Here is a 24200-nt window from a genome sequence, read left to right as displayed (position 1 = left end):
CGCACCGCCGGCCGCGTCTCCCCAACACGGCTCAGGCCTGCCTTCCGGACTCCCTAATCCTCTCAACCAGGGCGACACACCATGCCGTAGCCTCTTCACCCGCTTGACACCAAACTCCCCATGTGAGACCGGGCGTGACAGTTTTTGGGGCAATACCAGCGGCCTTTGAGATCGACTCTTAGGCCCCTTCCCCGTCATGGCGAGGCGCGCAGCGCCGTGGCCATCCAAGGGTCCCCTAGTCCTAAGAATTGGGCCACTGGATGGCCACGCCCCTTCGGGGCTCGCCATGACGGATCATGTTTCGGGCCGCTGGTATAAGTCGACCACGCAATGCGTCACGGGGTCCGTGATCGCTTTGTGTGCATCGCATGGATTTCCAAAAACACCTGAGCCAGAGGAAGCGCCCGACCTGGATCGTCCTGCATCGCAACGGCGATCGGGACGACTTGCTCGCGCAGCCACCGCTCGACCGGCAGGCTGAAGGCATGGTTCTCGGCAGATACCATCGCTCGACCTCCGTCGAGACTCAAACACGCGGCATGAGGACATCATACCACGTGGCCATTCCTCTCACTCGATCGCCGACAGGAAGCGGTCCAGCCGCAGGCCGGCGGGCCAGGTCCAGACCGGCTGCGAGGCGCGGCCGAGATCCCAGGACGCGACCACAAGCTCGGCCTTGCCGACCAGGTCGCCGACCGGCAGCAGGCCGACGCCGCCGGCAGTGACCGGCAAGCGGCTGTCGGCCGAATTGTCGCGGTTGTCGCCCATGACGAAGAGATCGCCGGGCGGCACCGTGATCTCCGCCATCTCGTCCAGCGGCCCGCGGGCATACAGCTTGAAGATCGGGTGGCTGATCCCGCCCGGCAGGGTCTCGATCGCGCGGATGGCGGGCGCGGTCGCGCCGTTGCCGTGCTCCACCCTGCCCTCGCCATCCGGCCGCAGCCCGACCGGCGCGCCGTTGATCCACAGCCGCCCGTCGCGCATCGCGATGCGGTCGCCCGGCAGGCCGATCACCCGCTTGACCCAGGTCTGCGACGGGTCGCCGGGCCAGCGGAAGACGACGACGTCGCCGCGTTCCGGCATCCGGCCCAGCACTCGGCCGCTCTCCGGCACGGTCAGGCCGAAGGGCAAGGAGGCGGCGCTGTAGCCATAGCTGAACTTGGTGGCGACCAGCTCGTCGCCGATCTGCAGCGTCGGCTCCATCGAACCGGAGGGGACATAGAAGGGTTCGGCGATGGCGGTCTTGCCGGCGGCGATCACCAGCAGCAGCACTGCCAGTTCGCCGGCGCCGCGCAGCCAGCGCCGGGCGTTTCCACCAGTCTTCGATGCCGTGTCGGTCGCCATCGCGCACCTCCGAGGCCGGACCTTCGCGCCGCGCCCGGCCCCGGACAAGTTACGAATGGGACATGATCGGCGCCGGGGCGCCGCGCCGGCCTATTCGTCCCAGGAGGCCAGGCCGAGCAGCCTCTCGCCGAGCGGGGTCAGCGCCGCGCGCTGGTAGCGGGTCTTCTCCCATTCCCGCGGGTCGCCGGGGAAGGCATAGCCCTGCGGCGGCTCGCGGTCGCGCCAGGACTGGACGCGCCAGTCGCGCAGCTGGGCATTGCCCTCGTCGGCCGGGGTCATCGAGATGTACTGCGCCATCCGCACCCGGTCCTGCGACCGGTTCGGCCGGATGCCATGCGCCAGCAGGCTGTTGAAGATCAAGAGGTCGCCCGCCTTCATGGTGACGTTCCGGATCTCGAAGCCGGCGGTGTCCGGCGCCCAGGGGTTGCGGTCGGCCGGCTGGGTCTCGCGCCAGGTCTCCAGCGTCCGGAACAGCTCCGGCACGCATTGGAAGCCGCCCATCTCCGGGTCGGTGTCGACCAGCGACAGCACGCCCTGGCAGTTCACCGGGAGCGGCGTCAGCGAGGTGTCGGCGTCCCAATGGATGAAACCGTTGAAGCCGCGGGCCTGGCGGTTCGGCGGGTTCAGGTTGGCGCGGTCGATGGTGACCCACAGCCGCTCGGTGTCCCAGATGTCGACGAAGGCGTCGTAGATCCGCTGATGCTGGCGGTTGTCCCACAGCAGCTGGTGGTTGTAGATCTCGACCATGCCGCTGTTGTTCAGCTCCTTCATCGCATGGTCGCGCAGCTGCGGCTTGACCCAACTCTCCGGATCCTTCGGATCCATCTCCTGGAACTCCCACAGCAGGTCGCGGGTGCGGCGGACATGCTCGGCCGGCACGGCGTCGGGGACGACGACATAGCCCCAGGTGATCCAGTGCTTCCAGTCGGCCTCGGACAGGACGCGCAGCGGCCGCGTCTTCTCGATGTCCTTGAGCTGGGTGTCGTAGGTGTAGGAGACCGAGGCGTTGCCCGGCCGGTTGTCCCCGTACTGATAGCGGTCCATCGGCGTTTCCCTTGATCGGCGCGGCGGCGTTCGGCCGTCCATGTCCGCAACTGTACCGCCGTCCGGGCCCGCCATGTTGGCGTCGCCTGCCGAAAACTGATACTAGAGTCGCGTCGGATGGCGTCTGGGCCGTTGTTGCGTATCAGTTTTGGGCGTATCAGTTTTCGCCATGCAGCCGATCTTCGAGAAGGTGACGGTGCCGGGGAATGCGTCCTGGACGCTGCTGAACCGGCGGCTGGACGACGCCATCCCGTTCGAATGGCACTACCACCCGGAATTCGAGCTGACGCTGACCCTGAACAGCCGCGGCCAGCGCCATGTCGGCGACCATCTCGGCCAGTATGATGACGGCGACCTGGTGCTGGTCGGCCCGAACCTGCCGCACACCTGGTGCTCGCGCGAACGGATCGACCCGGCCCGGCCGCATATCGCCCTGGTGATGTGGTTCTCGCCGGACTGGGCGGCCCGGCTGGTCGGGTCGCTGGCCGAGCTGCGGCCGGTCGGGCGCATCCTCGACGAGGCCGGGCGCGGCCTGGCCTTCTCCGCCGGCGCCGCCGCTTCGGTGCGGCCGGCGATCGAGGCGATGCCGGAGCTCGACCCCGCCGGCCGCCTGCTGCGGCTGATCGAGGTGCTGACCGCCCTGGCGCGGGACGAGGGCCGGGCGCCGCTGGCCGCACCGGCGCCGCTGCGGGCCGCCGTGGCGGCGCCGGAGCAGGCGCGGATCGACCGGGTGCTGAACCACATCCATGGCCACTACCGCGATGAGATCCCGATCGCGGCGCTGACCGGCCTGGCCTGCCTCAGCCCCTCGGCCTTCCACCGCTTCTTCCGCCGGCACACCCGGCTGACGGTGTCGCGCTACGTGGCCCAGCTGCGCATCGGCCAGGCCTGCTCGCTCTTGATCAACGGCGACCGCCCGATCGCCCATGTCGCGGACGAGGTCGGCTACCCCAACATCGCCAATTTCAACCGCCAGTTCCGGGCGCTGAAGGCGATGACCCCGCGCGAGTTCCGCCGCAGCTTTCGGGGGTGAGACGGTCGTCGGGCGGATGGTCTGACCAATGACGATTGTTCGCAGGGGCGGCTAGCGGATGCTGTGCTCCAGTCGTTGGTAGACCCAGCCCTCAGCCAGGATATTCTCTTTGGGCAAGGCATCCCTGCTTACGATCACTTGTTCTTCGATCTGGCACATCGGAAAGTCGGCAACGATTTCTGTGGCAGCGACTGACAGCGCATCGATAGCGTCGTCACCGAGATCTTCAGCCGCCACGATCGTCATTCTGATCGTCGGCCCCTCTCGCTTGATCTTGATTAGCCTGATCGCGGGGTGGATCGCACCGAGCAGGGCGCATTGCGCTGAAAGCCTGAGCTCGGGTTCGACGATGGTCATGGCCCAAACTATCACGACAGAACGAATGTCCACAAAGGGCCGGAGGCACCCGCAGATCGGACCAACCATCCTCATCCGATCGCCTTCGTCATCTCGGCCCAGGTCGGCCTGTCGTAGCCGGGATGGGCGTGCAGCGCGCCCTCGGTGAAGCCGAGCGAGCGGAAGAAGCGGCGGTTGCTGTCCAGCGCCAGGCGGACGCCGAGGGTCAGCCGCGCCCCGCCCAGCCGACGCGCCTCGGCCTCGGCTGCCGCCATCAGCGCCCGGCCGACGCCGCCGCGGCGATGCTCGCGGGCCACCGCGACCCGGCCGACATAGATGTCGCCGCCCTCGCGCCGCTGCAGGAACAGGCAGCCGACCGCCGCCCCACCGGCCTCCGCCACCAGCCCGTGCTCGCGGCCCAGCAGCGCGGCGATACTCTCCGCCGTCTCGCGCACCGCGCTGGGCGGCGGGTCGAGCCGGCCGTCATACTCCGCGAAGGCGCCGCGAATCAGCGCCACCACCGCCGCGATCTCTGCCGAGTCGCCGCGCATCGGCCGGACCGTCACCCCTGACCCAGGCGCCCCGCCGCCGCCCTGCCTCGTCTTCGCCATGGAAAAGCCCCGAGTCGCCTGCCCCATTATGCAGTGCCAGAATGCAGCCGGCGGAGACAGCCCCGCCCACGGCAGACTCGAAGGGGGAGACCATGACTCATCGCATGACAGCGGGCGTCGCGACCGTAGCCGCACTGCTTGCGGCGACGCCGGCCTGGGCCCAAAGCGCCAATCGCGGCCTGCAGACCGTGACCGACGGCGCCAAGGTCACCGGCCACATGACCATCGATTTCAACTCGCGCAGCGTCCGCAACACCAACGGCCTCGACGTCTACACCATCGAGGCCCTGACGGTGGCGGACCTGATGGCCTATGCCGGCTCGGCCCAGCGCAAGCCGGAGGACACCATCACCTACAGCCTGCGGATCGACGTCAACAACCCGCAGAACCCGAGCCAGATCGCCAAGGAAGTGGCGATCCTGCGCGGCGAGACGCCGATCGACGAGGGCGGGCGCTACCAGCCCGAATCCGGCAATCTGCGGCTCGACATCGTCAAGGGCCAGCAATCCTCCGGCAAGTTCGGCGGCGTCATTCAGGGCCGCGAGGTCACCCGCTGGTGGGAGCTGGGCGAGCAGATCAACCGCGCCTCCCAGGCGGCGGACAAGCTGTATTCCCGCACCGTCAACGGCAAGGTGGTGACGATCCAGGTCAAGAACCCGGACCCGCTGGCCTTCCAGGGGCTGGTGCTGGCGCCAGGCCCGCTCTCCTTCCTGCCGCAGACCCGGGTCTCCGGCAATCTCGACTACGACTATGAGCTCGGCAACTGGCTGACCGACAACAACGGCATCAGCTTCCAATACGCCATCGGCAACCAAGCCTACACCGACAAGGTCACCGGCTCGATCCGCTATGTCGAGGAGGAGGGCAGCTTCACCGACGCCAAGGGGCAGAGCCGCAACTACACCGGCTATTACGACTACAACCTGCGCTTCAACGAGCCGGTGGTGAAGCCCGAAGAGGCCTTCTTCGGCGGCGAGAACAACGACGCCGACGTCGAGGCCTTCTTCGGCACGGTGGAGCAGGACCAGGCCGGCCTCTATGGCCGCATCTACTACCTCGACAGCGAGGATGGCTGCCGCCGCGAGAAGAACGAATCCGGCCAGCTGGCGTGCATCGGCCCGACCCGGTCGGAGGTGTACTGGGACCTGAAGCCGGTGAAGCTGACCTACAGCCAGCTCGGCAACTGGTTCAAGCTCGAGCCGCTGATGATCGGCCCGTTCAACGACGAGTAAGCTGTTAGCCTTCCCTCCTTCCTGTCATTGCCAGGCTTGACCCGGCAATCCAGAGAGCGTCGACATCCTCTGGATCCTCGGGTCAAGCCCGAGGATGACAGGGAAGGGGTACAAGCCCTCCCTACCCCGGCAGCGATCCGGCGTCGTGGCCGCCATGGTGCTCGTCGCCGGCCGAGGACACCTCGACCTCGCGGAACCGCACCCGGTTCTGCCGCGCCACGGTGGCCCGGCGCAGCTCGTCCAGCCGGGTCTCCGGCATGGCGATCGGGCCGATCAGGATGTTCGGCGCCGACTGGTCGCGCGTGGTCAGCCCGATCGTGCCCAGCCCCAGCACCAGCCATTGCAGCGGCCGCGACAGCGAGAAGTCGCGCACCCGGAACAGCTCGATCTCCTCGCGCTTCCGCACCAGCAGGCCGGAGCGGATGATCAGCCGCTCGCTGGTCAGCTCGTAGCTGGTCAGCCAGCGCCAGGCGGTCCAGACGACCGCCAGGATGACCGGCGCCGCGGCCGGCACCGGCCCGCCGATCATGCCCAGCAGCACCGCCAGCACGATGGCGATCACCCAGACGTAAAACGACGCACGCAGCGCGGTGCGGATCTTCCAGATCACGGTCTCGCCGGCGGCCCCCGCCGCGGCGTCCTGGGTGGTCTCGGCCATCTTCGGTCCCCCTTGGCTCATGCCGGAGCGAAGGGTACGGTCGAACCGAGCGCCCGTCCATGGCGGTTCTGGGCGGAGGAGTCACGTCCATGAGCTGGCAGCCGACCCGCGATCCCGTTACCGGCGAGACGCCCTGCCCCTTGATCGAGACCGTGGTGATCCCGCGCACCGCCGATATCGGCGGCTTCGAGGTGCGGCGCGCCGTGCCGTCGATGCAGAAACGCTCGGTCGGCCCCTTCGTCTTCGTCGACGAGTTCGGCCCGACCCTGTTCGGCGCCGGCGACGGCATCGACGTGCCGCCGCACCCGCATATCGGCCTGGCCACCGTGACCTACCTCTTCGCCGGCGAGCAGACCCATCGCGACAGCCTGGGCACGCGCCAACTGATCCGCCCCGGCGACGTCAACTGGATGACCGCCGGCAGCGGCATCGCCCATTCCGAGCGCACCCCGCCGGCCCTGCGCGCCACCGGGTCGACCCTGTTCGGGGTGCAGACCTGGGTGGCCCTGCCCGCCGCTCACGAGGAGGTAGCGCCCAGCTTCGTCCATCACGGCGTCGGCGACCTGCCGGTGATCGAGGATGCCGGCAAGTCCGTGCGGCTGATCGTCGGCTCGGCCTATGGCGCCCGCTCGCCGGTCGCCACCTTCTCCGAGACGCTGTATCTCGACGTGGCGCTGCAGGCCGGGGCGGTGCTGCCGCTGCCGGCCGAGCATGAGGAGCGGGCGGTCTATGTCGTCTCCGGCCGGGTCCGGATCGGCGGTGACAACTTCCCGCCGCAGCGCCTGCTGGTGCTGCGCCCCGGCGACATGGTCGAGGTCGAGGCGCTGGAGGAGACCCGCCTGCTGGTGTTCGGCGGCGAGCCGCTCGACGGCCCGCGCAAGCTGTGGTGGAACTTCGTCGCCCGCAGCCGCGAGCGCATCGAGCAGGCCAAGGAGGACTGGCGCGAGGGCCGCTTCGGCACCATCCCGGACGAGACCGAGCGGTTGCCGCTGCCGGAGCGGTGAGGGCGTGCCGGCACCAAGCGCAGTCATGGCGTCAGCCAGGGCACCGCGCCGCAGTCGCGGGGCGTCTGTGCCTATTTTGTCAGGATCATTTCGGTGGGCAGGCCCGGCCGGACATCGACCTCGCCCCAAATGGCGCTGCCCACAGTCGAGTACCCCACCGGGAAGAGCACGATGATCGCAGCGATCCAGCGACCCGGCTTGAGATTTTTTGCGGCGAAGCTGCCATCCCGGTCGCATACAGCCATTCGCCCAATGCCGCGGTCTCGCAGGCGAGCGATCTCCGAACTGTCCGAATCCCAGCCGCTTCTGAGTGACATCGCCCACTCGCGGGTGTATGCGGTCGCGGGCGTGAAGAGGACCAGCTGACGCGCACAAGGGACGATGCGGCCACCACGGTCACGCAGGAATCCCTGCCCCAGGATCGCGCCGTCGCCCGACCCGGAATATGCCGAATACTCCGCCGGATCGAAGCGCTGCGTCATCTTGTGGCTGCAACCGGCCAGCATGACGGCCAGCAACGACAGGATCGCCAACCCGGCAACGTTGAGTCTCGTCAGCAAGATGCTCCCCCCATGCAGCGCCAACCCACAATTATTGGCCTGCTGCAGCGTCTTGCGCCAGATGCTCAACCAGCCGCCTGGCATGAACCGGCAGGGCGTCGAGGGACCGGAGGCAGATCGACAGCCGGCGCAGCGCCCAGGGGTCGGACAGCGGCACGGCCCGGATCGCCATGCTGCGGCGGCAGCGCCTTGCCGCCGTCGCCGGCACCACCGCCAGGCCGACGCCCTGCTCCACCATCCGGCACACCGCATCGAAGCCGCCGAGCCGGACCCGCAGCTTGAGCGGCCGCCCGGCCCGGGCGGCGTGGCGGGCGAGATGGTCCTGCAGCGCGCTGCCGGGGCTCAAGCCCACGAAATCCTCGCCCAGCGCCTCGGCGAAGGCGATGCGGCGGCGGGCCGCCAGCGGATGGCCACGCGGCACCGCCAGCACCAGCCGGTCGATCCGGAACGGGATGCGCTCCAGCCCCCCGCCGCCATCGGCCGCCCCCCCGTCGGCCATGTCCGCGACGATGCCGAAATCGGCCAGCCCGGCCGCCACCGCCTCGACGATGGCGTGGCTCGGCCGTTCCTCCAGGTCGATGTCGATGCGGGGATGGGCGGCCAGCCATTCGGCCAGCGGCTCCGGCAGGAACTCGGTCACCGCCGCGGTGTTGCCGAGGATGCGGACATGGCCCTTGAGGCCGCGGGCGTAGTCGCCGAGCTCGCCGCGCATCCGCTCCATCTGCTGCAGCACCAGCCGGGCATGGTGCAGCACCGCCTCACCCGCCGGGGTCGGGTTCACGCCGCGCCGGCCGCGCCGCAGCAGCGCCGTCCCGGCCGCCGCCTCCATGCCGCGGATCCGGGCACTGGCCGAGGCCAGGGCCAGGGCCGCCCGCTCGGCGCCGGCGGTGATGCTGCCGGCCTCGGCGACATGCAGGAACAGGCGCAGATCGGTCAGGTCGAAGCGCATGGCGGGCCCTCCCCGAGCCGCAGGCGGCGCGATCCCCGGCCCAGCCGCATGATGCGGCTCTGTCGCCGGCCGATGGGCGACACCCCTGGAGAATCACCGCAACCTCAGGGAATGTATCCGAGCACGGCGGGGCCGGCACAGCAGGGGGGAGCTGACGATGAATGAGGCCATGAGAGAGCTGCGGGACTCCACCAACGGAATGTACCGCTCGATGGTGAAGCTGCAGAGCGCGTGTTCCTCGGACCTGAAGCTGGACTACGACGCCGGCGAGGCCCTGGCGGACGGCGCCCTTCGGGCCTGCGTCTATGTCGCGGGCGCGGACGGCCCCATCAATGACGCCGAGCACGCGCTGATTGCCGAGATGATCGACAGCACGTCGTCGCGACAGGAGATGAATGCCCTGCGCCGCGAATTGGACGACGATTCCTCCGAGGTCGAGAGCATGATCAAGACCCTGGAGCACGCCGTCTATCTGTCCTCGGGCCCGCAGCATCGGACCCGGAAGGGAGGCTACGTCGCCGAGCGGGATTGCATCCTGCAGTTCATCACCGGCCTGGGCACCGTCATCATCGCCGCGGATGCCGACATGAGCCCGGCGGAAAACAGGCACCTGACCCAGATCACCTCCCGGCTGCGGGACAAGGCGATCGAGATGGAGAACGACCACCACGACAATGTGCAGAGGTTCGAGACCTTCCGGGTGTTCAGGACGGTCACGAATTTCGGGCCGGACGCAGCTGAGGATGAGGGCGCCGCAGACGACGTCATCGAGGCGCAGGGGATCGGGGAAGACGATGACGCCGGGCGCGAGCCGGCGGGAGACGACCCGCTGGTGCGGCTGCACAAGCTGATCGGCCTCGACGGCGTGAAGATGGAGGTCGAGACCCTCGCCAACCTCGCCAAGGTGTTCTCGCTGCGCCAGCAGAAGGGGCTGCCCGTCCCCGAGATGAGCTTCCATCTCGTCTTCTCCGGCAATCCCGGGACCGGCAAGACCACGGTGGCGCGGATCGTCGCCGGCGCCTACCGGCAGTTCGGGCTGCTGTCGAAAGGGCACCTCGTCGAGGTCGACCGTTCCGGGCTGGTCGGCAGCTATGTCGGCCAGACGGCCATCAAGACCCAGGAGGCCATCAAGCGCGCGCTCGGCGGCGTCCTGTTCATCGACGAGGCCTATGCGCTCGCCGGCAAGGGCGAGGTCGACTTCGGCGGCGAGGCGATCGAGACCCTGCTGAAGGCGATGGAGGACCATCGCGACGACCTCGTCGTGATCGTCGCCGGCTACAGCGACAGGATGGAGGCCTTCCTCGACTCCAATCCTGGCCTGCGGTCGCGCTTCGCCAGGACCATCCACTTCCCCGACTATTCGGCGGACGAGATGATGGAGATCTTCCTGAAGCTGGCGGTCGATGCCCATTACAACGTCGACATCGACGCGATCGAACCGCTGAAGCTGGGCCTGACCCGGCGCTGGGAGAACCGCGGCCGGACCTTCGCCAATGCGCGCGATGCGCGCACCCTGTTCGAGGCGTCGATCTCCGCCCAGGCCAACCGCCTGAGCCGTCTCGCCTCGGTCTCGGAGGACGACCTGATCACCGTCACCGCCGAGGACATCGAGGTCGTCTTCGGGGCAGGCTAGCTTTCGTCCTGGCCGAAGGCTGGCTCCGCCGATCCCGCATTGTGGAACCGGCAGGCGGCGGGCAGGGTCCGTGCATGACCGACCCGCTGCTGCTCCTCGTCGCCTTCACCTTCCTGCTCGCCGGCTTCGTCAAGGGCGTGGTCGGGCTCGGCCTGCCGACGGTGGCGATGGGGCTGCTCGGCTTGACCATGGCGCCGGCCCAGGCGGCGGCGCTGCTGGTGGTGCCGTCGCTGGTGACCAATCTCTGGCAGCTCTTCGCCGGGCCGCGCTTCGGCGGGCTGCTGCGCCGGCTGTGGCCGATGATGGCCGGGATCTGCCTCGGCACCTGGGCCGGGGCCGGCCTGCTGACCAGCGCCGGCGCCGAAACCGCCACCATCGCCCTCGGCGCCGCCCTGGTGCTCTACGCCGCGATCGGCCTGGCCGGACCGCGGTTCTCGGTGCCGGCCCGGGCGGAGCGCCGGTGGTCGGGCCCGGTCGGCGCCGCCACCGGCCTGGTCACCGCCGCCACCGGGGTCTTCGTCATCCCGGCGGTGCCGTTCCTGCAGGCGCTGGGGCTGGAGAAGGAGGACCTGATCCAGGCGCTGGGCCTGTCCTTCACCGTCTCGACCCTGGCGCTGGCCGCCGGGCTGGCGCGGGACGGCGCCTTCCCGCTGGCCGCCGCCGGCAGCTCGCTGCTGGCGCTGGCCCCGGCGCTGCTGGGCATGGCCGCCGGGCAGTGGCTGCGGCTGCGGGTGCGGCCCGAGGTGTTCCGGCGCTGGTTCTTCCTCGGCCTCCTGCTGCTCGGCCTCGACCTGGCGCTGCGGCCGCTGCTGTGAAGAACCGCCCCTACTCCTTCGCGACGCAGCCGTCGCCGGCATAGGCGTAGCTGGCGACCCGGCTGGCGGCGTCGAAATAGAAGGTGGTCAGGCAGCGCCGGTCGACCGCATAGGGCGGCACATACTGGTCGACAAAGACCGTCCGCGTCTCGCTGTAGCGGCGCTTGTCGCCGTCGTCGTCGCGATAGGTGCCGCGCACGAAGGCGGTCTGCGGCCGGCTGGTGATGTAGCCGCCGCCGGTCTGCACCCAGGACAGGTTGAACTGGGCATAGCGTCGCCCGTCCTCGGTCCGGCCCTCATAGATCGGCGGACCGTAGCGGACGATCAATTGGTCCTTCGGCTGGCCCTTCAGCTGGTCCAGCCCCTTGCGGAAGCCGGCCTCGGTGGCGCAGCCGGCCAGCAGCAGGGCGCCGGCCAGGAGCATCGTCAGGGTGCGGAAGCGCGCGGTCATCCCGGTCTCCGGTGTCGATCCATCGCACCATCCTGGCATGGCAGGAGAGTGGCAAAGGTGCCCCGGGTCACAACGGCAGGTTGTCGTGCTTCTTCCAGGGGTTCTCGAGCTTCTTGTCGGCCAGCATCGCCAGGGCCTTGCAGATCCGCCGTCGGGTGTTGTGCGGCATGATCACGTCGTCGACATAGCCCCGCGCCGCGGCGACGAAGGGGTTGGCGAATTTCTGGCGGTATTCCTCGGTCCGCGCCGCGATCTTCTCGGCGTCGCCGATGTCGGCGCGGAAGATGATCTCGACCGCGCCCTTCGGCCCCATCACCGCGATCTCCGCCGTCGGCCAGGCGTAGTTGACGTCGCCGCGCAGATGCTTCGACGCCATCACGTCATAGGCCCCGCCATAGGCTTTGCGGGTGATCACCGTGACCTTCGGCACCGTCGCCTCGGCATAGGCGAACAGCAGCTTGGCGCCGTGCTTGATGATGCCGCCGAACTCCTGGCTGGTGCCGGGCAGGAAGCCCGGCACGTCGACGAAGGTGACGATCGGGATGTTGAAGGCGTCGCAGAAGCGGACGAAGCGCGCCGCCTTGCGGCTGGAATCGATGTCCAGGCAGCCGGCCAGCACCATCGGCTGGTTGGCGACGATGCCGACGGTGCGGCCCTGCATCCGCGCCATGCCGATGATGATGTTGCCGGCGAAGGCCGGCTGCAGCTCGAAGAAGTCGCCCTCGTCCACCACCTTCCCGATCAGCTCCTTCATGTCGTAGGGCTTGTTCGGATTGGCCGGGATCAGGGTGTCGAGCGACATCTCCGGCCGGTCGGCCGGGTCCTCGGTCGGGCGGATCGGCGCCGGCGACCGGTTCGAGGATGGCAGGAAGCCGACGAAGTCGCGCAGCCGCAGCAGCGCCTCGACATCGTCCTCGAAGGCCAGGTCGGCGACGCCCGACTTGGCGGTGTGGGTGACGGCGCCGCCCAGATCCTCGGCCGTCACCACCTCATGCGTCACCGTCTTCACCACGTCCGGGCCGGTGACGAACATGTAGGAGCTGTCCTTCACCATGAAGATGAAGTCGGTCATCGCCGGCGAATAGACCGCGCCGCCGGCGCAGGGCCCCATGATCAGCGAGATCTGCGGCACCACGCCCGAGGCCAGGACGTTGCGCTGGAACACCTCGGCATAGCCGCCGAGCGAGGCCACGCCCTCCTGGATCCGGGCGCCGCCCGAATCGTTCAGGCCGATCACCGGGGCGCCGACCTTCATCGCCTGGTCCATGACCTTGCAGATCTTCTCGGCATGCGCCTCGGACAGCGAGCCGCCGAACACCGTGAAGTCCTGGCTGAAGACGAAGACCAGCTTGCCGTCGACGGTGCCGAAGCCGGTGACCACACCGTCGCCCGGCACCTTCTGCTCGGCCATGCCGAAATCCGGCGAGCGGTGCTCGACGAACATGTCCCATTCCTCGAAGGAGCCGGGGTCGAGGAAGACGTCGAGCCGCTCGCGCGCCGTCAGCTTGCCCTTGGCATGCTGGGCCTCGACGCGTTTCTTGCCGCCGCCGAGGCGCGCCGCCGCGCGCTTCTTCTCGAGCACCTCAAGGATCTCACGCATTCTCCCCCCGCGGATGTCCGCAAAGCGTCATCCGCCTGCAATAGCACGAGGCTGAGGGCTGGGCGAGATCGGGGCTTGCCAGCCTGTAGGCCTTGGGTCCTGATATTGTCTGACGTTCCCGCGAGGACCCGCCATGAAGATCGACCCGATGATCGCCGGCTTCGCCGACGAGTTGACCGAATGGCGTCGGGACATCCACGCCCATCCCGAGCTGGGCTTCGAGGAGCACCGCACCAGCGCCCTGGTGGCGGAGCGGCTGCGCGCCTTCGGCTGCGAGGTGGCGACCGGGATCGGCCGCACCGGCGTGGTCGGCACGCTGCGGGTCGGCAACAACCCGCGCGCGATCGCGCTGCGCGCCGACATGGACGCGCTGCCGATGCAGGAGGCGAACGGCTTCGGCCACCGGTCGCAGACCGCCAACACGATGCATGCCTGCGGCCATGACGGCCACACCACCATGCTGCTCGGCGCCGCCCGCTACCTGGCGGCGACGCGGAACTTCGACGGCACGGTGCATTTCATCTTCCAGCCGGCCGAGGAGGGCCGCGGCGGGGCGCAGGCGATGATCGCCGACGGGCTGTTCGACCAGTTCCCCTGCGAGGCCGTGTTCGGCATGCACAATTTCCACACGCTGGATGCCGGCCGGGTCATGGTCCGCCCCGGCGCGACGATGTCCGGCGGCGGCATCTTCGACATCGAGATCGCCGGCCGCGGCGCCCATGGCGCGCTGCCGGAGACCGGCATCGACCCGGTGCTGATCGCGGCGCATGTGGTGACGGCGCTGCAGAGCGTGGTCGCCCGCAACGTCGCCGCCCTCGATTCCGCGGTGGTCAGCGTCACCCAGATCCATGCCGGCGACGCCTACAACGTGATCCCCGACACCGCCGTGCTGCGCGGCACCTTCCGGGCGCTGCGGATGGAGGTGCTGGAGGCGCTGAAGGTGCGGATCGAGGCGATCGCCCGCGACGTCGCCGCCGCCTTCGGCGGCCGGGCCGAGTCGAAGGTGCAGATCAAGGTGATCCCTGTGATCAACGACGCCGCCGAGACGGCCTGGGTCGCCGAGGCCGCGGCGGACGCGCTGGGCGCCGACGCGGTCGACAGCAACGGCACCATCGTCATGGCGTCGGAGGATTTCGCCTACATGCTGGCCGAGAAGCCGGGCGCCTTCCTGTTCATCGGCAACGGCCGCGGCAGCGTGCCGGTGCACAACCCGCATTACGACTTCAACGACGAGATCCTGCCGGTCGGCGCCACGCTGTGGTCGCGGCTGGTGGAGACGCGGCTGAAGAAGGCGGGGTGAGCCCCGGCGTCACCGGCGATCGCCGCCGATGTCGCCATGCGCGGCGCGGATCTCCAGGACCTGGACCCGGTCCGGCAGCTCGATCAGGAACTCCGGGTCGCGGTCGAGATGGTGGATCCGGGTCGGGTCGCCGCCGGTGAAGCTCGCCATCGCCTCGACGCTCTCCCAGTAGGAGATCGTCATGAATTCGGAATAGGCCTCGCGGTCCTCGCGGAGGGTCTGCACCCCCAGCGCCTTCTCGATCAGCGGCTTGATCCCGACCTCGTAATTGTAGGCCTCGTATTCGTCGGCCCGCTCGGGCCGGGTGTGGCCGCGCCAGATCCGGGCGATCATGGGTCGCTTGGCGTCGCTGGTCATCGTGTCGCTCCTCGCTTGCCGTGCGCCGGGCCTCAGCCCTTCAGATAGGTCGCCCGGCCGGAGCCTCCAGTCAGCCCGCCGCCAGTTCGACCAATCGGGCCGCCGCCTGCAGCTCGGCCCGGAGCGCCGCGCGCCGGTCCGTGGCCTCGGCTTCCTCGCCCCAGCGCTCGATCTGGAAGCTGGCGTCGAGCTCGGCCAGCTCGAAGGCCTCGTCGGCGTCGATCCGGCCGGCCAGCAGCGCCAGGCCGAGCACCAGCGATCCGGTCAGCGCCGTCGCCTGGTGCAGCGCCGTCAGCCGCCAGTCGTCCTGCGCCGCCACCGCCGCGCGCAGCGCCGCGAGACTGGCGTCCGGCTGGGCCTGGTGGAGGATGCCGGAGGTCGCGGTCAGCGGCGCGTCATGCGCGGTCATCGCCCAGTCGAGCAGCGGCTGCCAGGCGGCGGCCTGCCGCTCGGCCAGCGCCGTCGGCGCCTCGGCCCGGTAGCACAGCAGGTCGCTGCCGCCATAGGGGGCGATGGTGTCGATGATCAGATCGCGATTCGGCGCGACCTTGTCGATCGCCGTCGCCGCCAGCTGCATCAGCGGCATGGCCGAAGGCACCACCTTGTCGGCCTGCGCGTCCCATTCCGCCGCCACCGCCTCGGCCAAGGCGCGGCTGGGCAGGACGAGATCGGCCTTGGCCGGGCTCTTGATCGGCTTGCCGTCGAGGACGACGCCGAACCCGTCGCCGGCCGGCACCACACCCACCGTCTTGTAGAAGCGCTTCATCGTCCCGGCCCTCTCTCCGCCCGCGCCGATATCGGCAATCGCGGCCGCGGATGCAACCCTGTCTTCCGTCGAGACCACGGGAATGCTACCGCGGTGCCACGATGCAGCTCGACCTGACCAACACCTCGATCATCCTCGCCGCCGCCCTGGCGGTGGTCGCGGCCATGCTGGTGATGGACCGGCGCCGCCCACCGCCGGGCGAGGTGCGGCTGTTCCCGGTGATCCCGGTGATGATGGTGGCGGCGCTGGTGGTGATCCTGATGCTGGCGCATCTGGTCTCGCTGTTCACCGGCCAGCCGTTCCAGGGCCGCAGCGGGTTCTGATCCGCCGCGGCCCCGGGGACACGGCTACTGCCCGTTCCAGGGCGTCAGCGCCTCAATCTTCAGCTTGCGCTGATCCGCCGCCGGCAGCTTGTAGTCGCCCTTGTACGGCGCCGATTCGAACGAGCCGTAGGTCGGGTTGGCGATCGCGATCCAGTCGCGGCCCCAATGGTCCTTGGCCGCCTCGAAGGCCGTCTGCCGCTCCTCCAGCGTGCCTTTGTAGGCGTCGCTGAAATCGCCGAAATTGTCGCCGACCAGCAGCAGGATCCTGTAATCCTTGGCGATCACGGCGCGGCGCGTGCCCTTGGCCGAGCCCCAGTCCGGCTGCTCCTTGGCGCTGAGGAAGGTGTCGACATTGTCGCCCATCGGGAAGCCGAGCGCCTTCATGTGCTCGACCGTCGGCCCTTCCTCCTCCTTGGTGCGATTGGTGACGTAGAACACCTTCACGCCCTTGGACGCGGCGTATTGCGTGAACTCGACCGCGCCGGGGATCGCGGTGTCGATCTTGGCGTTGACGTAGGTCGTCCAGGTCTTCGGGTTGAAGCCCGAGCCCTCGACCACGTTGCGGGCCTGGTAGGGCGAGGTGTTCAGGAGCGTGTCGTCGACGTCCAGCACCACCGCCGGCGGGAAATTCTTGAAATCGCCGGTCTGCTCCGCCGGTGCCGCGGTGCGGGACGGGTCGGCCAGCGCCTCGTCCAGCCGGATGCGGGCCAGGGCATAGGCGCCGATCGCATTGGCCTGCGCCTCGACCGAGGTCTGGTCCCACAGCACCGCGTTGAGGTTGTCGTCCGGGCCGGGGCCCTGCTGCGCCTGGGCCGCGCCCGCCGCCGCCATCATCGCCAGGGCCGAAGCCCATCCGAATCGCATCATCCGAAGCCTCCGTTTGTTACAGTTTCGTGACGGCATATGAGCAGGCCCGGACCGCGCGCTGCAACCCCCGTTCAGGCTTCGTATCGCGCGCCGCCGCGCCGTGTTAGGAGTGCGGGGCGCGACGAAGGGGAGGACCGATGTACACGCTCTACGCCACGCCCGGCAGCGGCTCGACGCTCAGCGAGATCATGCTGACCCTCGCCGGCGTGCCCTATGCGGTCAAGTCGGTCGACGTCTACGACAGCCCGGCCGACCGGGAGATGCTGCAGCGCCTGAACCCGCTGACCCAGGTGCCGGTGCTGGTGCTGCCCGACGGCACGGTGATGACCGAGAGCGGGGCGATCACCCTGCATCTCGCCGATGTCGCGCCGGACGCCGGCCTGGCCCCGCCGCCCGACCATCCGGACCGGCCCGCCTTCCTGCGCCGCCTGGTGTTCATCGTCGCCGCGCTGTACCCGACCTGGGCCTATGGCGACGATCCCGGCCGCTGGGTCACCGGCGACCAGGCCAAGGCCGAGCTGCGACATGCGACCGACGAGCACCGCAAGGTGCTGTGGCGGCAGATGGAGGCGGCGGCCGGCACCCCCTGGTTCCTGGGCGGCACCCGCTCCGCCATCGACGTCTACGTCGCGGTGATGAACCACTGGCGGCCGCGCAGCGAGTGGTTCGCCGCCGAATGCCCGAAGCTGTCGGCGATCGCCGGGCGGCTGCGCGCCGAGCCGGGCCTGGCCGAGGTCTGGCAACGAAACGAAGGCTGATCCGTTCCTCCCCCGATCCCGACTCTCCCGACCGAGGGCCATGACGTGAAGAAGCTGATCAACAATCCGCGCCATGTCTTGCGCGAGATGCTGGAAGGGTTCGTCGACCTGCATTCCGGCCTGGCCCTGCTGGAGGAGGAGGCCGTGGTGGTCCGCGCCGACCTGCCGGTGCCGGCCTCGCGCCCGATCGCCCTTCTGTCCGGCGGCGGCAGCGGGCACGAGCCGGCCCATGCCGGCTATGTCGGCCCCGGCATGCTGGCCGGCGCCGTCGCCGGCGACGTCTTCACCTCGCCCAGCGTCGACGCCGTGCTGGCCGGCATCCGCGCCGCCGCCGGCCCGCTGGGCGCGGTGCTGGTGGTCAAGAACTACACCGGCGACCGGCTGAACTTCGGCCTGGCCGCCGAGCTGGCGCAGGAGGAGGGCATCCCGGTCGAGATCGTGGTGGTGGCCGACGACGTGGCGCTGCGCGGCACGGTCGAGCCGGCGCGCCGCCGCGGCATCGCCGGCACGATGCTGATCCACAAGCTGGCCGGCGCCGCGATCGCCGCCGGCAGGAAGCTGGAGGAGGTCGCCGCCCTCGCCCGCGCCGCCGCCGTCCTGGTCTGGCTGCAGGCGCTGAAGGCGGTGGTGAGGTAGAGACCGGCGCCGGCCCCGCCTTTCTCACATCAGTGCGGAGCCAGTCCCCCCGCCCTCTCGATGAACGCGGCGATCTCGGCCACGCCGTCGCCGCTGCGCACCCGGGCGAAGACGAAGGGGCGGTCGCCGCGCATCTTGCGGGAATCCCGGTCCATCACCTCGAGCGAGGCGCCGACCAAGGGCGCCAGGTCGGTCTTGTTGATCACCAGCAGGTCGGACCGGGTGATGCCCGGCCCGCCCTTGCGCGGGATCTTGTCGCCGGCCGAGACGTCGATGACGTAGATGGTCAGGTCCGCCAGCTCCGGGCTGAAGGTGGCGGCCAGGTTGTCGCCGCCGGATTCGATCAGCACCAGGTCGAGGCCCGGGAAGCGGCGCCGCATCTCCGCCACCGCCGCCAGGTTGATCGAGGCGTCCTCGCGGATCGCGGTGTGCGGGCAGCCGCCCGTCTCCACCCCCAGGATGCGGTCGGAGGAGAGCGACCCGGCGCGGTTCAGGAACTCCGCATCCTCCTTGGTGTAGATGTCGTTGGTGATGGCCGCGATGTCGTAGCGGTCGCGGAACGCCTTGCAGAGCGCGTCCATCAGCGCCGTCTTGCCGGAGCCGACGGGGCCGCCGATGCCGACGCGCAGGGGGCCGTTCTGGGTGCGGGTCATGTGCGGAACAACCTCGTGTACTGGGTCTCGTGCTGCATCGATGCGATGTCGGCGGCGACGGCCAGGCCGCCGCATTGGCTGAAGGGGTCGCCGTCCGGCAGGGAAGCGGCCCGGGCCGCCGTCTCCGCCACCGCCCGCATCAGCGCGGCGATGGCGCGCTGGCCGTCGGTCTGGCCCAGCGGCACCAGCCGCTGCGCCGCCGACACCAGGTTGGCGGCGACGGCGTGCAGGAAGGCGGTCAGCGACGGCGCCAGCGCGATGCCATGGCCGGCGGCGCAGGCGGCGACCGCGACCGGATAGGCGACGGTCTCGCCCACATGCGCGGCCAGCCGCTCCAGCCCCGGCACCGGCCAGGCGGCGCGGGAGATGGTCAGGAAGGCGGTGCCCTGGGCCAGGGTCTCGACCTGCCGCTCGCGCGACGCGGACAGCGCCGCGGCGAGGTCGGCGACCTCGGCCAGCCGGTCGTCGTCGCCGGACGCGGCGGCGCGGTGGGCGTGGGTGAACAGCACGGCATCGTTCCAGCCGGCGCCGTGCGCCAGCGCATCCTCGATCCAGGCGATCAGGCCCGGCCGGTCGGTGACCCAGCCGGCCTCGTTCGCCCATTCCAGGCCGCTGGAATGGCTGAAGGCGCCGACCGGATAGGACGGCGACAGCCAGGCCATCAGCCGGTACAGCGCCGCGTCAGACCCGGGCCTATCAACCATGGGAATGCCCCTGCACGGCGCCATGGCCATAGGCGCCGCCTTCGGGGTCGAAGGGCGCCTCGACGGCCGTGACCGTGCCGCCGAGGCCGCGCACCATCTCCTCGATCACATGGTCGGTGCGGATGCGCAGCGCGTCGGGCAGCAGTTGGGTCGGCAGATGCCGGTTGCCGAGATGCCAGGCGATGCGGATGAGATCCGCCTGGCTGCCGGCCCGGATCTCGACCAGCCGCTCCGGCGCCGCCGCGACCAGGACCAGGCCGCCCTCCTCGCCCTTGAGCGCGTCGCCGTGGCGCAGATGCGCCGCCTCGGACAGGTCGAGCAGCACCACGGTCCCGGCCTCGCCATAGAGGACGATGCGGCGGCGGTGGCGGGAATCGTAGTCCAGCACGACACGGTCGGAGACGGCGGCCGGATCGAAGCGGCCGGCCGGGACGACGGCGGTGAAGCGCTTCATGGCCGGCCTCCGGCCACGATCGACACCGAGCCCGCCCCCTCACCCTCCCACGCGCTTCGCGCGCGGGTCCCTCCCTCTCCCCGAGGAGAGGGAAAGGGAAGCGCAGCCACACACCTCTCCTTGGGGAGAGGTCGAAACCGCGGAGCGGTTTCGGGGGAGGGGGTGGGCTCGGTCTCGATTAAGGTCACAGCCATCTCAGAACAAAAAGTACCGCTGCGCCAGCGGCAGCACCGAGGCCGGTTCGCAGGTCAGGAGCTCGCCATCGGCGCGCACCTCGTAGGTCTCGGGGTCGACCTCGATCGCCGGGGTCGCCGAATTGTGGATCATGTCGGCCTTGCCGATGCCGCGCGTGCCTTCGACCGCCACCACCTGGCGGGCCAGGCCCAGCCGCTCGCCGATGCCGTCTTCCAGCGCCGCCTTCGACACAAAGGTGATGGCCGAGGCCTGCATCGCCCGGCCGAAGCCGCCGAACATCGGGCGGTAATGCACCGGCTGCGGCGTCGGGATCGAGGCGTTGGGGTCGCCCATCAGCGCCATCGAGATGGTGCCGGCCTTCAGCACCAGCTCCGGCTTCACCCCGAAGAAGGCCGGGTCCCACAGCACCAAGTCGGCCAGCTTGCCCACCTCCACCGACCCGACATGGCGCGACAGGCCCTGCACGATCGCCGGGTTGATGGTGTATTTGGCGACGTAGCGCTTGACCCGGACGTTGTCGTTCTCGCCGGTCTCCTGCGCCAGCCGGCCGCGCTGGACCTTCATCTTGTGCGCGGTCTGCCAGGTGCGCAGGATCACCTCGCCGATCCGCCCCATCGCCTGGCTGTCGGAGGAGATGATCGAGAACGCGCCGAGGTCGTGCAGGATGTCCTCGGCCGCGATCGTCTCGCGCCGGATCCGGCTTTCGGCGAAGGCCACGTCCTCCGGGATCCCGGCATCGAGGTGATGGCACACCATCAGCATGTCGAGATGCTCGTCGAGCGTGTTGACGGTGAAGGGCCGGGTCGGGTTGGTCGAGGACGGGATGACGTTGGCCAGCCCTGCCACCCGGATGATGTCCGGTGCGTGGCCGCCGCCGGCGCCTTCGGTGTGGAAGGCGTGGATGGTGCGGCCCTTGAAGGCGGCGATGGTGTCCTCGACGAAGCCGCTCTCGTTCAGCGTGTCGGTGTGGATCATCACCTGGATGTCCATCGCGTCGGCGACGCCGAGGCAGCAGTCGATCGCGGCCGGGGTGGTGCCCCAGTCCTCGTGCAGCTTGAGCGAGGAGGCGCCGGCACGGATCTGCTCGATCAGCGCGTCCGGCCGGCTGGCATTGCCCTTGCCGGAGATGGCGATGTTGACCGGCAGCCCCTCCGCCGCCTGCAGCATGCGGGCGATGTGCCAGGGGCCGGGGGTGCAGGTGGTGGCCTTGGTGCCGGTCGATGGGCCGGTGCCGCCGCCGACCAGGGTGGTGACGCCGCTGGCGATCGCCTCCTCCACCTGCTGCGGGCAGATGAAGTGGATGTGGCAGTCGATGCCGCCGGCGGTCAGGATCTTGCCTTCGCCGGCAATGATCTCGGTGCCCGGGCCGATGACGATGTCGACGCCCGGCTGGATGTCCGGGTTGCCGGCCTTGCCGATGGCGGCGATGCGGCCGTCGCGGATCGCCACATCGGCCTTCACGATACCCCAGTGGTCGAGGATCACGGCGTTGGTGATCACCGTGTCGGCGGCGCCTTGGGCCCGCGTGACCTGGCTCTGCCCCATGCCGTCGCGGATCACCTTGCCGCCGCCGAACTTGACCTCCTCGCCATAGATCGTGTGGTCGCGCTCGATCTCGATGAACAGCTCGGTGTCGGCCAGGCGCAGCCGGTCGCCGGTGGTCGGCCCGAACATGTGGGCATAGGCGGCGCGGGAGATGGAAACGGGCATTCTCGGCCTCCTCAGCCCTGGACCGGATCGAGCGGCCCCATGACCGCCTGGCGGAAGCCGGTCGCGACCCGGGCGCCGGCCAGGGCGACCAGGCGCACCTCGCGGCTCTGCCCCGGCTCGAACCGCACCGCGGTGCCGGCCGGGATATCCAGCCGCCGCCCTCGCGCCGCCGCCCGATCGAAGGACAGGGCGGGGTTGGTCTCGAAGAAGTGGTAGTGGCTGCCGACCTGGACCGGCCGGTCGCCGGTGTTGGCCACGGTCAGGACGATGCTGTCGCGCCCGGCGTTCAGCTCGATCGTGCCCTGCGCCGGAATGAGTTCGCCCGGGATCATGCGCCCCTCCTCACCTGATCGGCTCATGGACGGTCACCAGCTTGGTGCCGTCGGGGAAGGTGGCCTCGACCTGGACGTCGTGGATCATCTCGGCCACGCCCTCCATCACCTGGTCGCGGGTCAGCACCGACGCGCCCGCCGCCATCAGCGCGGCCACCGAGCGGCCGTCACGGGCGCCTTCGGTGACGAAGTCGGAGATCAGCGCCACCGCCTCCGGATAGTTCAGCTTCACGCCGCGCTCCAGCCGCCGGCGCGCCACCATCGCGGCCATGGCGATCAGCAGCTTGTCCTTCTCCCGCGGGGTCAGGTTCACGGAGACTCCTCCCAGTGCGTCTTCAACATTGCCAGACGCGCGGCAGCGGGCGTCCGGCCCGCAGGATTCCGAGCGCCGAGATCAAATCGCGCCGCAGCACGGCACCATCCGGTGCGGCGAAGCGGGCAACCAGCAGCCCGTTCCAGGCGCTGGCGCCGGCAAGGCCCTGCGCCCCGGCCAGCGCTGCGCGCAACGGGTCGATCAACGCCTGCGCATCAGGCGCGGCGAAGAGCAGCGTCGCCACCGCCCGGGCGCCGCGGCCGAGGCCCGGCCGGTCCAGCGCCGCCGCCGGGTCGCCGTCCACCGCCAGCGCATCGGCGTAGACCAGCCGGCCGTCGCGCCGGATGCGCCAAGCATCGCGCAGGACGCCGTGCCGCACCACCTCGCCCATCGCCGCGCGGCCGAACACGATCGCCTCGACCCCGAGGAAGCGCGCATCGCCACGCAGCTCGACCTGCAGGTCGCGGTCGAGCCGGGCGCGGTCGAACAGGATGGTCTCCTGCGGCAGCCATTCCGCCGTGGCGCCGGGCTCGACCGCCAGCCGGGTCTCGATCCGCGCCGCATCGCCGAGCGAGCGGTAGATCCGCTCCGCCGCCTGGCCCGCCACGGTCGCCGCCGTGCCCTCGCCCCAGCGGATGGCCTGGCTCAGCCGGTCGCCGCCGGTCAGCCCGCCCGCCGTGTTCAGCAGCACGGCGCCGGCGAAGGCCCCGGCCTCGCGGCGCGGGAAGCGCGCCTTGGCGCAGCCTTCCTGGAACAGGGCGTCGAGCACGGTCTCGGCCCCGCGCCGCTTGAAGCCGAGGTCGAGCCGGCCGCGGGCGCGCGCCAGCGGCACGGGCAGGACCGTCGGCTCCGCGAGGGCCGGCGGCTCAGACCGTAAGGTGACGACGGACGCTGTCTTCATCGAGCGCGGTCTTGTCCCCGTCCACCACCACCTCGCCGCGATCCAGCACGACGAGGCGCTGGCCCAGAGCATGGGCGAAATCGAAATACTGCTCGACCAGCAGGATCGCCATGGTGCCGCGGTCGCGCAACATCGCGATGACGCGGCCGATGTCCTTGATGATCGAGGGCTGGATGCCCTCGGTCGGCTCGTCCAGGATCAAGAGGCGCGGCCGGGTCACCAGCGCCCGGCCGATGGCCAGCTGCTGCTGCTGCCCGCCCGACAGGTCACCGCCGCGCCGGCCCAGCATCGACTTCAGCACCGGGAACAGCTCGAAGATCTCCTCCGGCACCCGTCGCTCGCGCCGCGGCAGCACGGCGAAGCCGGTCTCCAGATTCTCCTTCACCGTCAGCAGCGGGAAGATCTCGCGCCCCTGCGGCACGAAGGCGATGCCGCGCCGAGCCCGCTCCGCCGTCGGCAGCCGGGTGATGTCCTCGCCTTCCCACAGGACCTTGCCGGCCGCCACCGGCTGCTGGCCGACGATGGCGCGCAGCGTGCTGGTCTTGCCGACACCGTTGCGGCCGAGCAGGCAGGTCACCTCGCCCTTGCCGACGCCGAGCGAGACCCGTCGCAGTGCCTGGGCGGCGCCGTAGAACAGATCGATGCCTTCGACGGCGAGCAT

General features: G+C 70.0%; 30 protein-coding genes. 9 read left to right on the top strand and 21 right to left on the bottom strand.

The window, feature by feature from the left end:
• Positions 1-335 precede the first annotated feature (335 nt).
• From ACTOWL_RS30245 to ACTOWL_RS30235, 3 genes are all read right to left on the bottom strand, one after another.
• A complete protein-coding gene (locus ACTOWL_RS30245; protein ID WP_441325000.1) occupies positions 336-506 on the bottom strand; it encodes a hypothetical protein in 171 nt (56 codons plus the stop codon).
• A gap of 64 nt (positions 507-570) precedes the next feature.
• The gene (gene lepB / locus ACTOWL_RS30240) at positions 571-1344 is read right to left on the bottom strand and encodes a signal peptidase I (protein WP_441324999.1); all 774 of its coding nucleotides are present in this window, start codon (positions 1342-1344) and stop codon (positions 571-573) included.
• A 90-nt stretch (positions 1345-1434) separates the two neighbouring features.
• A complete protein-coding gene (locus ACTOWL_RS30235; protein ID WP_441324998.1) occupies positions 1435-2388 on the bottom strand; it encodes a phytanoyl-CoA dioxygenase family protein in 954 nt (317 codons plus the stop codon).
• Positions 2389-2557: 169 nt separating this feature from the next.
• Here ACTOWL_RS30235 and ACTOWL_RS30230 point away from each other — a divergent pair, with 169 nt between their 5' ends.
• Positions 2558-3421 (top strand): helix-turn-helix domain-containing protein, encoded by an 864-nt coding sequence (locus tag ACTOWL_RS30230; RefSeq protein WP_441324997.1) that lies wholly within the window; start codon positions 2558-2560, stop codon positions 3419-3421.
• A gap of 51 nt (positions 3422-3472) precedes the next feature.
• Here ACTOWL_RS30230 and ACTOWL_RS30225 read toward each other — a convergent pair whose 3' ends face one another.
• Positions 3473-3778, bottom strand: coding sequence for a hypothetical protein (locus ACTOWL_RS30225; protein WP_441324996.1), 306 nt, complete (start codon positions 3776-3778; stop codon positions 3473-3475).
• Between the two features lie 71 nt (positions 3779-3849).
• A complete protein-coding gene (locus ACTOWL_RS30220) occupies positions 3850-4368 on the bottom strand; it encodes a GNAT family N-acetyltransferase (RefSeq protein WP_441324995.1) in 519 nt (172 codons plus the stop codon).
• Positions 4369-4460: 92 nt separating this feature from the next.
• On the opposite strand from ACTOWL_RS30220, the gene ACTOWL_RS30215 reads away from it, so the two are divergent.
• Positions 4461-5600, top strand: coding sequence for a hypothetical protein (locus tag ACTOWL_RS30215; protein WP_441324994.1), 1140 nt, complete (start codon positions 4461-4463; stop codon positions 5598-5600).
• Between the two features lie 121 nt (positions 5601-5721).
• Here the strand turns inward: ACTOWL_RS30215 and ACTOWL_RS30210 are convergent, their stop codons facing one another.
• The gene (locus ACTOWL_RS30210) at positions 5722-6258 is read right to left on the bottom strand and encodes a PH domain-containing protein (RefSeq protein WP_441324993.1); all 537 of its coding nucleotides are present in this window, start codon (positions 6256-6258) and stop codon (positions 5722-5724) included.
• An 89-nt stretch (positions 6259-6347) separates the two neighbouring features.
• Here ACTOWL_RS30210 and ACTOWL_RS30205 point away from each other — a divergent pair, with 89 nt between their 5' ends.
• Entirely contained in the window at positions 6348-7262 is a 915-nt protein-coding gene (locus tag ACTOWL_RS30205; RefSeq protein WP_441324992.1) for a pirin family protein, read from the top strand.
• A 71-nt stretch (positions 7263-7333) separates the two neighbouring features.
• Here ACTOWL_RS30205 and ACTOWL_RS30200 read toward each other — a convergent pair whose 3' ends face one another.
• Positions 7334-7891: a hypothetical protein gene (locus tag ACTOWL_RS30200; RefSeq protein ID WP_441324991.1), complete on the bottom strand. Its 558-nt coding sequence runs from the start codon at positions 7889-7891 to the stop codon at positions 7334-7336.
• Positions 7854-8771, bottom strand: a complete 918-nt coding sequence (locus ACTOWL_RS30195; protein WP_441324990.1) for a LysR substrate-binding domain-containing protein — start codon at positions 8769-8771, stop codon at positions 7854-7856. Before ACTOWL_RS30195 ends, ACTOWL_RS30200 begins: the two co-directional genes overlap by 38 nt.
• Before the next feature lie 157 nt (positions 8772-8928).
• Here ACTOWL_RS30195 and ACTOWL_RS30190 point away from each other — a divergent pair, with 157 nt between their 5' ends.
• Both ACTOWL_RS30190 and ACTOWL_RS30185 read left to right on the top strand, forming a co-directional pair.
• Positions 8929-10404: an AAA family ATPase gene (locus ACTOWL_RS30190; RefSeq protein WP_441324989.1), complete on the top strand. Its 1476-nt coding sequence runs from the start codon at positions 8929-8931 to the stop codon at positions 10402-10404.
• Positions 10405-10478: 74 nt separating this feature from the next.
• Positions 10479-11219 carry a sulfite exporter TauE/SafE family protein gene (locus tag ACTOWL_RS30185; protein WP_441324988.1) on the top strand — a complete coding sequence of 247 codons (741 nt, stop codon included), beginning with the start codon at positions 10479-10481 and terminating at the stop codon, positions 11217-11219.
• A gap of 10 nt (positions 11220-11229) precedes the next feature.
• On the opposite strand, the gene ACTOWL_RS30180 is transcribed toward ACTOWL_RS30185, so the two are convergent.
• On the bottom strand, positions 11230-11670 hold the full coding sequence (locus ACTOWL_RS30180) for a hypothetical protein (RefSeq protein WP_441324987.1): 441 nt from the start codon (positions 11668-11670) through the stop codon (positions 11230-11232).
• A 67-nt stretch (positions 11671-11737) separates the two neighbouring features.
• Positions 11738-13270 (bottom strand): acyl-CoA carboxylase subunit beta, encoded by a 1533-nt coding sequence (locus tag ACTOWL_RS30175; protein WP_441324986.1) that lies wholly within the window; start codon positions 13268-13270, stop codon positions 11738-11740.
• Positions 13271-13403: 133 nt separating this feature from the next.
• Here ACTOWL_RS30175 and ACTOWL_RS30170 point away from each other — a divergent pair, with 133 nt between their 5' ends.
• Positions 13404-14570, top strand: a complete 1167-nt coding sequence (locus ACTOWL_RS30170) for a M20 aminoacylase family protein (protein ID WP_441324985.1) — start codon at positions 13404-13406, stop codon at positions 14568-14570.
• A gap of 9 nt (positions 14571-14579) precedes the next feature.
• Here ACTOWL_RS30170 and ACTOWL_RS30165 read toward each other — a convergent pair whose 3' ends face one another.
• Complete coding sequence (locus ACTOWL_RS30165) at positions 14580-14927, bottom strand: antibiotic biosynthesis monooxygenase family protein (RefSeq protein ID WP_441324984.1); 348 nt, start codon at positions 14925-14927, stop codon at positions 14580-14582.
• A gap of 70 nt (positions 14928-14997) precedes the next feature.
• A complete protein-coding gene (locus ACTOWL_RS30160; RefSeq protein WP_441324983.1) occupies positions 14998-15693 on the bottom strand; it encodes an ATP12 family chaperone protein in 696 nt (231 codons plus the stop codon).
• 101 nt (positions 15694-15794) lie between these two features.
• On the opposite strand from ACTOWL_RS30160, the gene ACTOWL_RS30155 reads away from it, so the two are divergent.
• A complete protein-coding gene (locus tag ACTOWL_RS30155) occupies positions 15795-16016 on the top strand; it encodes a hypothetical protein (RefSeq protein ID WP_441324982.1) in 222 nt (73 codons plus the stop codon).
• A gap of 24 nt (positions 16017-16040) precedes the next feature.
• On the opposite strand, the gene ACTOWL_RS30150 is transcribed toward ACTOWL_RS30155, so the two are convergent.
• Positions 16041-16883 carry a 5'-nucleotidase, lipoprotein e(P4) family gene (locus ACTOWL_RS30150; RefSeq protein ID WP_441324981.1) on the bottom strand — a complete coding sequence of 281 codons (843 nt, stop codon included), beginning with the start codon at positions 16881-16883 and terminating at the stop codon, positions 16041-16043.
• A gap of 137 nt (positions 16884-17020) precedes the next feature.
• Between ACTOWL_RS30150 and ACTOWL_RS30145 the strand changes: the two genes are divergently transcribed.
• Both ACTOWL_RS30145 and ACTOWL_RS30140 read left to right on the top strand, forming a co-directional pair.
• Positions 17021-17641, top strand: coding sequence for a glutathione S-transferase family protein (locus ACTOWL_RS30145; protein ID WP_441324980.1), 621 nt, complete (start codon positions 17021-17023; stop codon positions 17639-17641).
• A gap of 45 nt (positions 17642-17686) precedes the next feature.
• Positions 17687-18277, top strand: coding sequence for a dihydroxyacetone kinase subunit DhaK (locus ACTOWL_RS30140; RefSeq protein WP_441324979.1), 591 nt, complete (start codon positions 17687-17689; stop codon positions 18275-18277).
• 29 nt (positions 18278-18306) lie between these two features.
• Here the strand turns inward: ACTOWL_RS30140 and ureG are convergent, their stop codons facing one another.
• From ureG to urtE, 8 genes are all read right to left on the bottom strand, one after another.
• Positions 18307-18930: an urease accessory protein UreG gene (ureG, locus tag ACTOWL_RS30135; RefSeq protein WP_441324978.1), complete on the bottom strand. Its 624-nt coding sequence runs from the start codon at positions 18928-18930 to the stop codon at positions 18307-18309.
• Positions 18927-19634, bottom strand: a complete 708-nt coding sequence (locus ACTOWL_RS30130) for an urease accessory protein UreF (RefSeq protein WP_441324977.1) — start codon at positions 19632-19634, stop codon at positions 18927-18929. The genes ureG and ACTOWL_RS30130 overlap by 4 nt, the downstream gene beginning before the upstream one ends.
• Positions 19627-20088 (bottom strand): urease accessory protein UreE, encoded by a 462-nt coding sequence (locus ACTOWL_RS30125; RefSeq protein WP_441324976.1) that lies wholly within the window; start codon positions 20086-20088, stop codon positions 19627-19629. Before ACTOWL_RS30125 ends, ACTOWL_RS30130 begins: the two co-directional genes overlap by 8 nt.
• Positions 20089-20283: 195 nt before the next feature.
• Entirely contained in the window at positions 20284-21993 is a 1710-nt protein-coding gene (ureC, locus tag ACTOWL_RS30120) for an urease subunit alpha (protein WP_441324975.1), read from the bottom strand.
• Between the two features lie 11 nt (positions 21994-22004).
• A complete protein-coding gene (locus ACTOWL_RS30115; RefSeq protein ID WP_441324974.1) occupies positions 22005-22325 on the bottom strand; it encodes an urease subunit beta in 321 nt (106 codons plus the stop codon).
• Positions 22326-22335: 10 nt separating this feature from the next.
• Positions 22336-22638 (bottom strand): urease subunit gamma, encoded by a 303-nt coding sequence (locus ACTOWL_RS30110; RefSeq protein WP_441324973.1) that lies wholly within the window; start codon positions 22636-22638, stop codon positions 22336-22338.
• 22 nt (positions 22639-22660) lie between these two features.
• Positions 22661-23539, bottom strand: a complete 879-nt coding sequence (locus ACTOWL_RS30105) for an urease accessory protein UreD (protein WP_441324972.1) — start codon at positions 23537-23539, stop codon at positions 22661-22663.
• Positions 23505-24200, bottom strand: coding sequence for an urea ABC transporter ATP-binding subunit UrtE (urtE, locus tag ACTOWL_RS30100; RefSeq protein WP_441324971.1), 696 nt, complete (start codon positions 24198-24200; stop codon positions 23505-23507). Before urtE ends, ACTOWL_RS30105 begins: the two co-directional genes overlap by 35 nt.

Source organism: Inquilinus sp. CA228 (genome assembly GCF_052078665.1).
Taxonomy (GTDB): Bacteria; Pseudomonadota; Alphaproteobacteria; order DSM-16000; family Inquilinaceae; genus Inquilinus.
This window is presented reverse-complemented; position numbering and strand designations above follow the sequence as displayed.

Bases quoted from the DNA above. Each gene is read 5' to 3' on its own strand.
- ACTOWL_RS30130 (WP_441324977.1), bottom strand. From the start codon at position 19,634: ATGGTTGATAGGCCCGGGTCTGACGCGGCGCTGTACCGGCTGATGGCC.
- ACTOWL_RS30190 (WP_441324989.1), top strand. From the start codon at position 8,929: ATGAATGAGGCCATGAGAGAGCTGCGGGACTCCACCAACGGAATGTAC.
- ACTOWL_RS30185 (WP_441324988.1), top strand. From the start codon at position 10,479: ATGACCGACCCGCTGCTGCTCCTCGTCGCCTTCACCTTCCTGCTCGCC.
- ACTOWL_RS30235 (WP_441324998.1), bottom strand. From the start codon at position 2,388: ATGGACCGCTATCAGTACGGGGACAACCGGCCGGGCAACGCCTCGGTC.
- urtE (WP_441324971.1), bottom strand. From the start codon at position 24,200: ATGCTCGCCGTCGAAGGCATCGATCTGTTCTACGGCGCCGCCCAGGCA.
- ACTOWL_RS30210 (WP_441324993.1), bottom strand. From the start codon at position 6,258: ATGGCCGAGACCACCCAGGACGCCGCGGCGGGGGCCGCCGGCGAGACC.
- ACTOWL_RS30205 (WP_441324992.1), top strand. From the start codon at position 6,348: ATGAGCTGGCAGCCGACCCGCGATCCCGTTACCGGCGAGACGCCCTGC.
- ACTOWL_RS30115 (WP_441324974.1), bottom strand. From the start codon at position 22,325: ATGATCCCGGGCGAACTCATTCCGGCGCAGGGCACGATCGAGCTGAAC.
- ACTOWL_RS30165 (WP_441324984.1), bottom strand. From the start codon at position 14,927: ATGACCAGCGACGCCAAGCGACCCATGATCGCCCGGATCTGGCGCGGC.
- ureG (WP_441324978.1), bottom strand. From the start codon at position 18,930: ATGACCCGCACCCAGAACGGCCCCCTGCGCGTCGGCATCGGCGGCCCC.
- ACTOWL_RS30160 (WP_441324983.1), bottom strand. From the start codon at position 15,693: ATGAAGCGCTTCTACAAGACGGTGGGTGTGGTGCCGGCCGGCGACGGG.
- ACTOWL_RS30230 (WP_441324997.1), top strand. From the start codon at position 2,558: ATGCAGCCGATCTTCGAGAAGGTGACGGTGCCGGGGAATGCGTCCTGG.
- ACTOWL_RS30175 (WP_441324986.1), bottom strand. From the start codon at position 13,270: ATGCGTGAGATCCTTGAGGTGCTCGAGAAGAAGCGCGCGGCGGCGCGC.
- ureC (WP_441324975.1), bottom strand. From the start codon at position 21,993: ATGCCCGTTTCCATCTCCCGCGCCGCCTATGCCCACATGTTCGGGCCG.
- ACTOWL_RS30245 (WP_441325000.1), bottom strand. From the start codon at position 506: ATGGTATCTGCCGAGAACCATGCCTTCAGCCTGCCGGTCGAGCGGTGG.
- ACTOWL_RS30180 (WP_441324987.1), bottom strand. From the start codon at position 11,670: ATGACCGCGCGCTTCCGCACCCTGACGATGCTCCTGGCCGGCGCCCTG.
- ACTOWL_RS30155 (WP_441324982.1), top strand. From the start codon at position 15,795: ATGCAGCTCGACCTGACCAACACCTCGATCATCCTCGCCGCCGCCCTG.
- ACTOWL_RS30145 (WP_441324980.1), top strand. From the start codon at position 17,021: ATGTACACGCTCTACGCCACGCCCGGCAGCGGCTCGACGCTCAGCGAG.
- ACTOWL_RS30225 (WP_441324996.1), bottom strand. From the start codon at position 3,778: ATGACCATCGTCGAACCCGAGCTCAGGCTTTCAGCGCAATGCGCCCTG.
- lepB (WP_441324999.1), bottom strand. From the start codon at position 1,344: ATGGCGACCGACACGGCATCGAAGACTGGTGGAAACGCCCGGCGCTGG.
- ACTOWL_RS30195 (WP_441324990.1), bottom strand. From the start codon at position 8,771: ATGCGCTTCGACCTGACCGATCTGCGCCTGTTCCTGCATGTCGCCGAG.
- ACTOWL_RS30150 (WP_441324981.1), bottom strand. From the start codon at position 16,883: ATGATGCGATTCGGATGGGCTTCGGCCCTGGCGATGATGGCGGCGGCG.
- ACTOWL_RS30215 (WP_441324994.1), top strand. From the start codon at position 4,461: ATGACTCATCGCATGACAGCGGGCGTCGCGACCGTAGCCGCACTGCTT.
- ACTOWL_RS30220 (WP_441324995.1), bottom strand. From the start codon at position 4,368: ATGGCGAAGACGAGGCAGGGCGGCGGCGGGGCGCCTGGGTCAGGGGTG.
- ACTOWL_RS30105 (WP_441324972.1), bottom strand. From the start codon at position 23,539: ATGAAGACAGCGTCCGTCGTCACCTTACGGTCTGAGCCGCCGGCCCTC.
- ACTOWL_RS30125 (WP_441324976.1), bottom strand. From the start codon at position 20,088: ATGAAGCGCTTCACCGCCGTCGTCCCGGCCGGCCGCTTCGATCCGGCC.
- ACTOWL_RS30170 (WP_441324985.1), top strand. From the start codon at position 13,404: ATGAAGATCGACCCGATGATCGCCGGCTTCGCCGACGAGTTGACCGAA.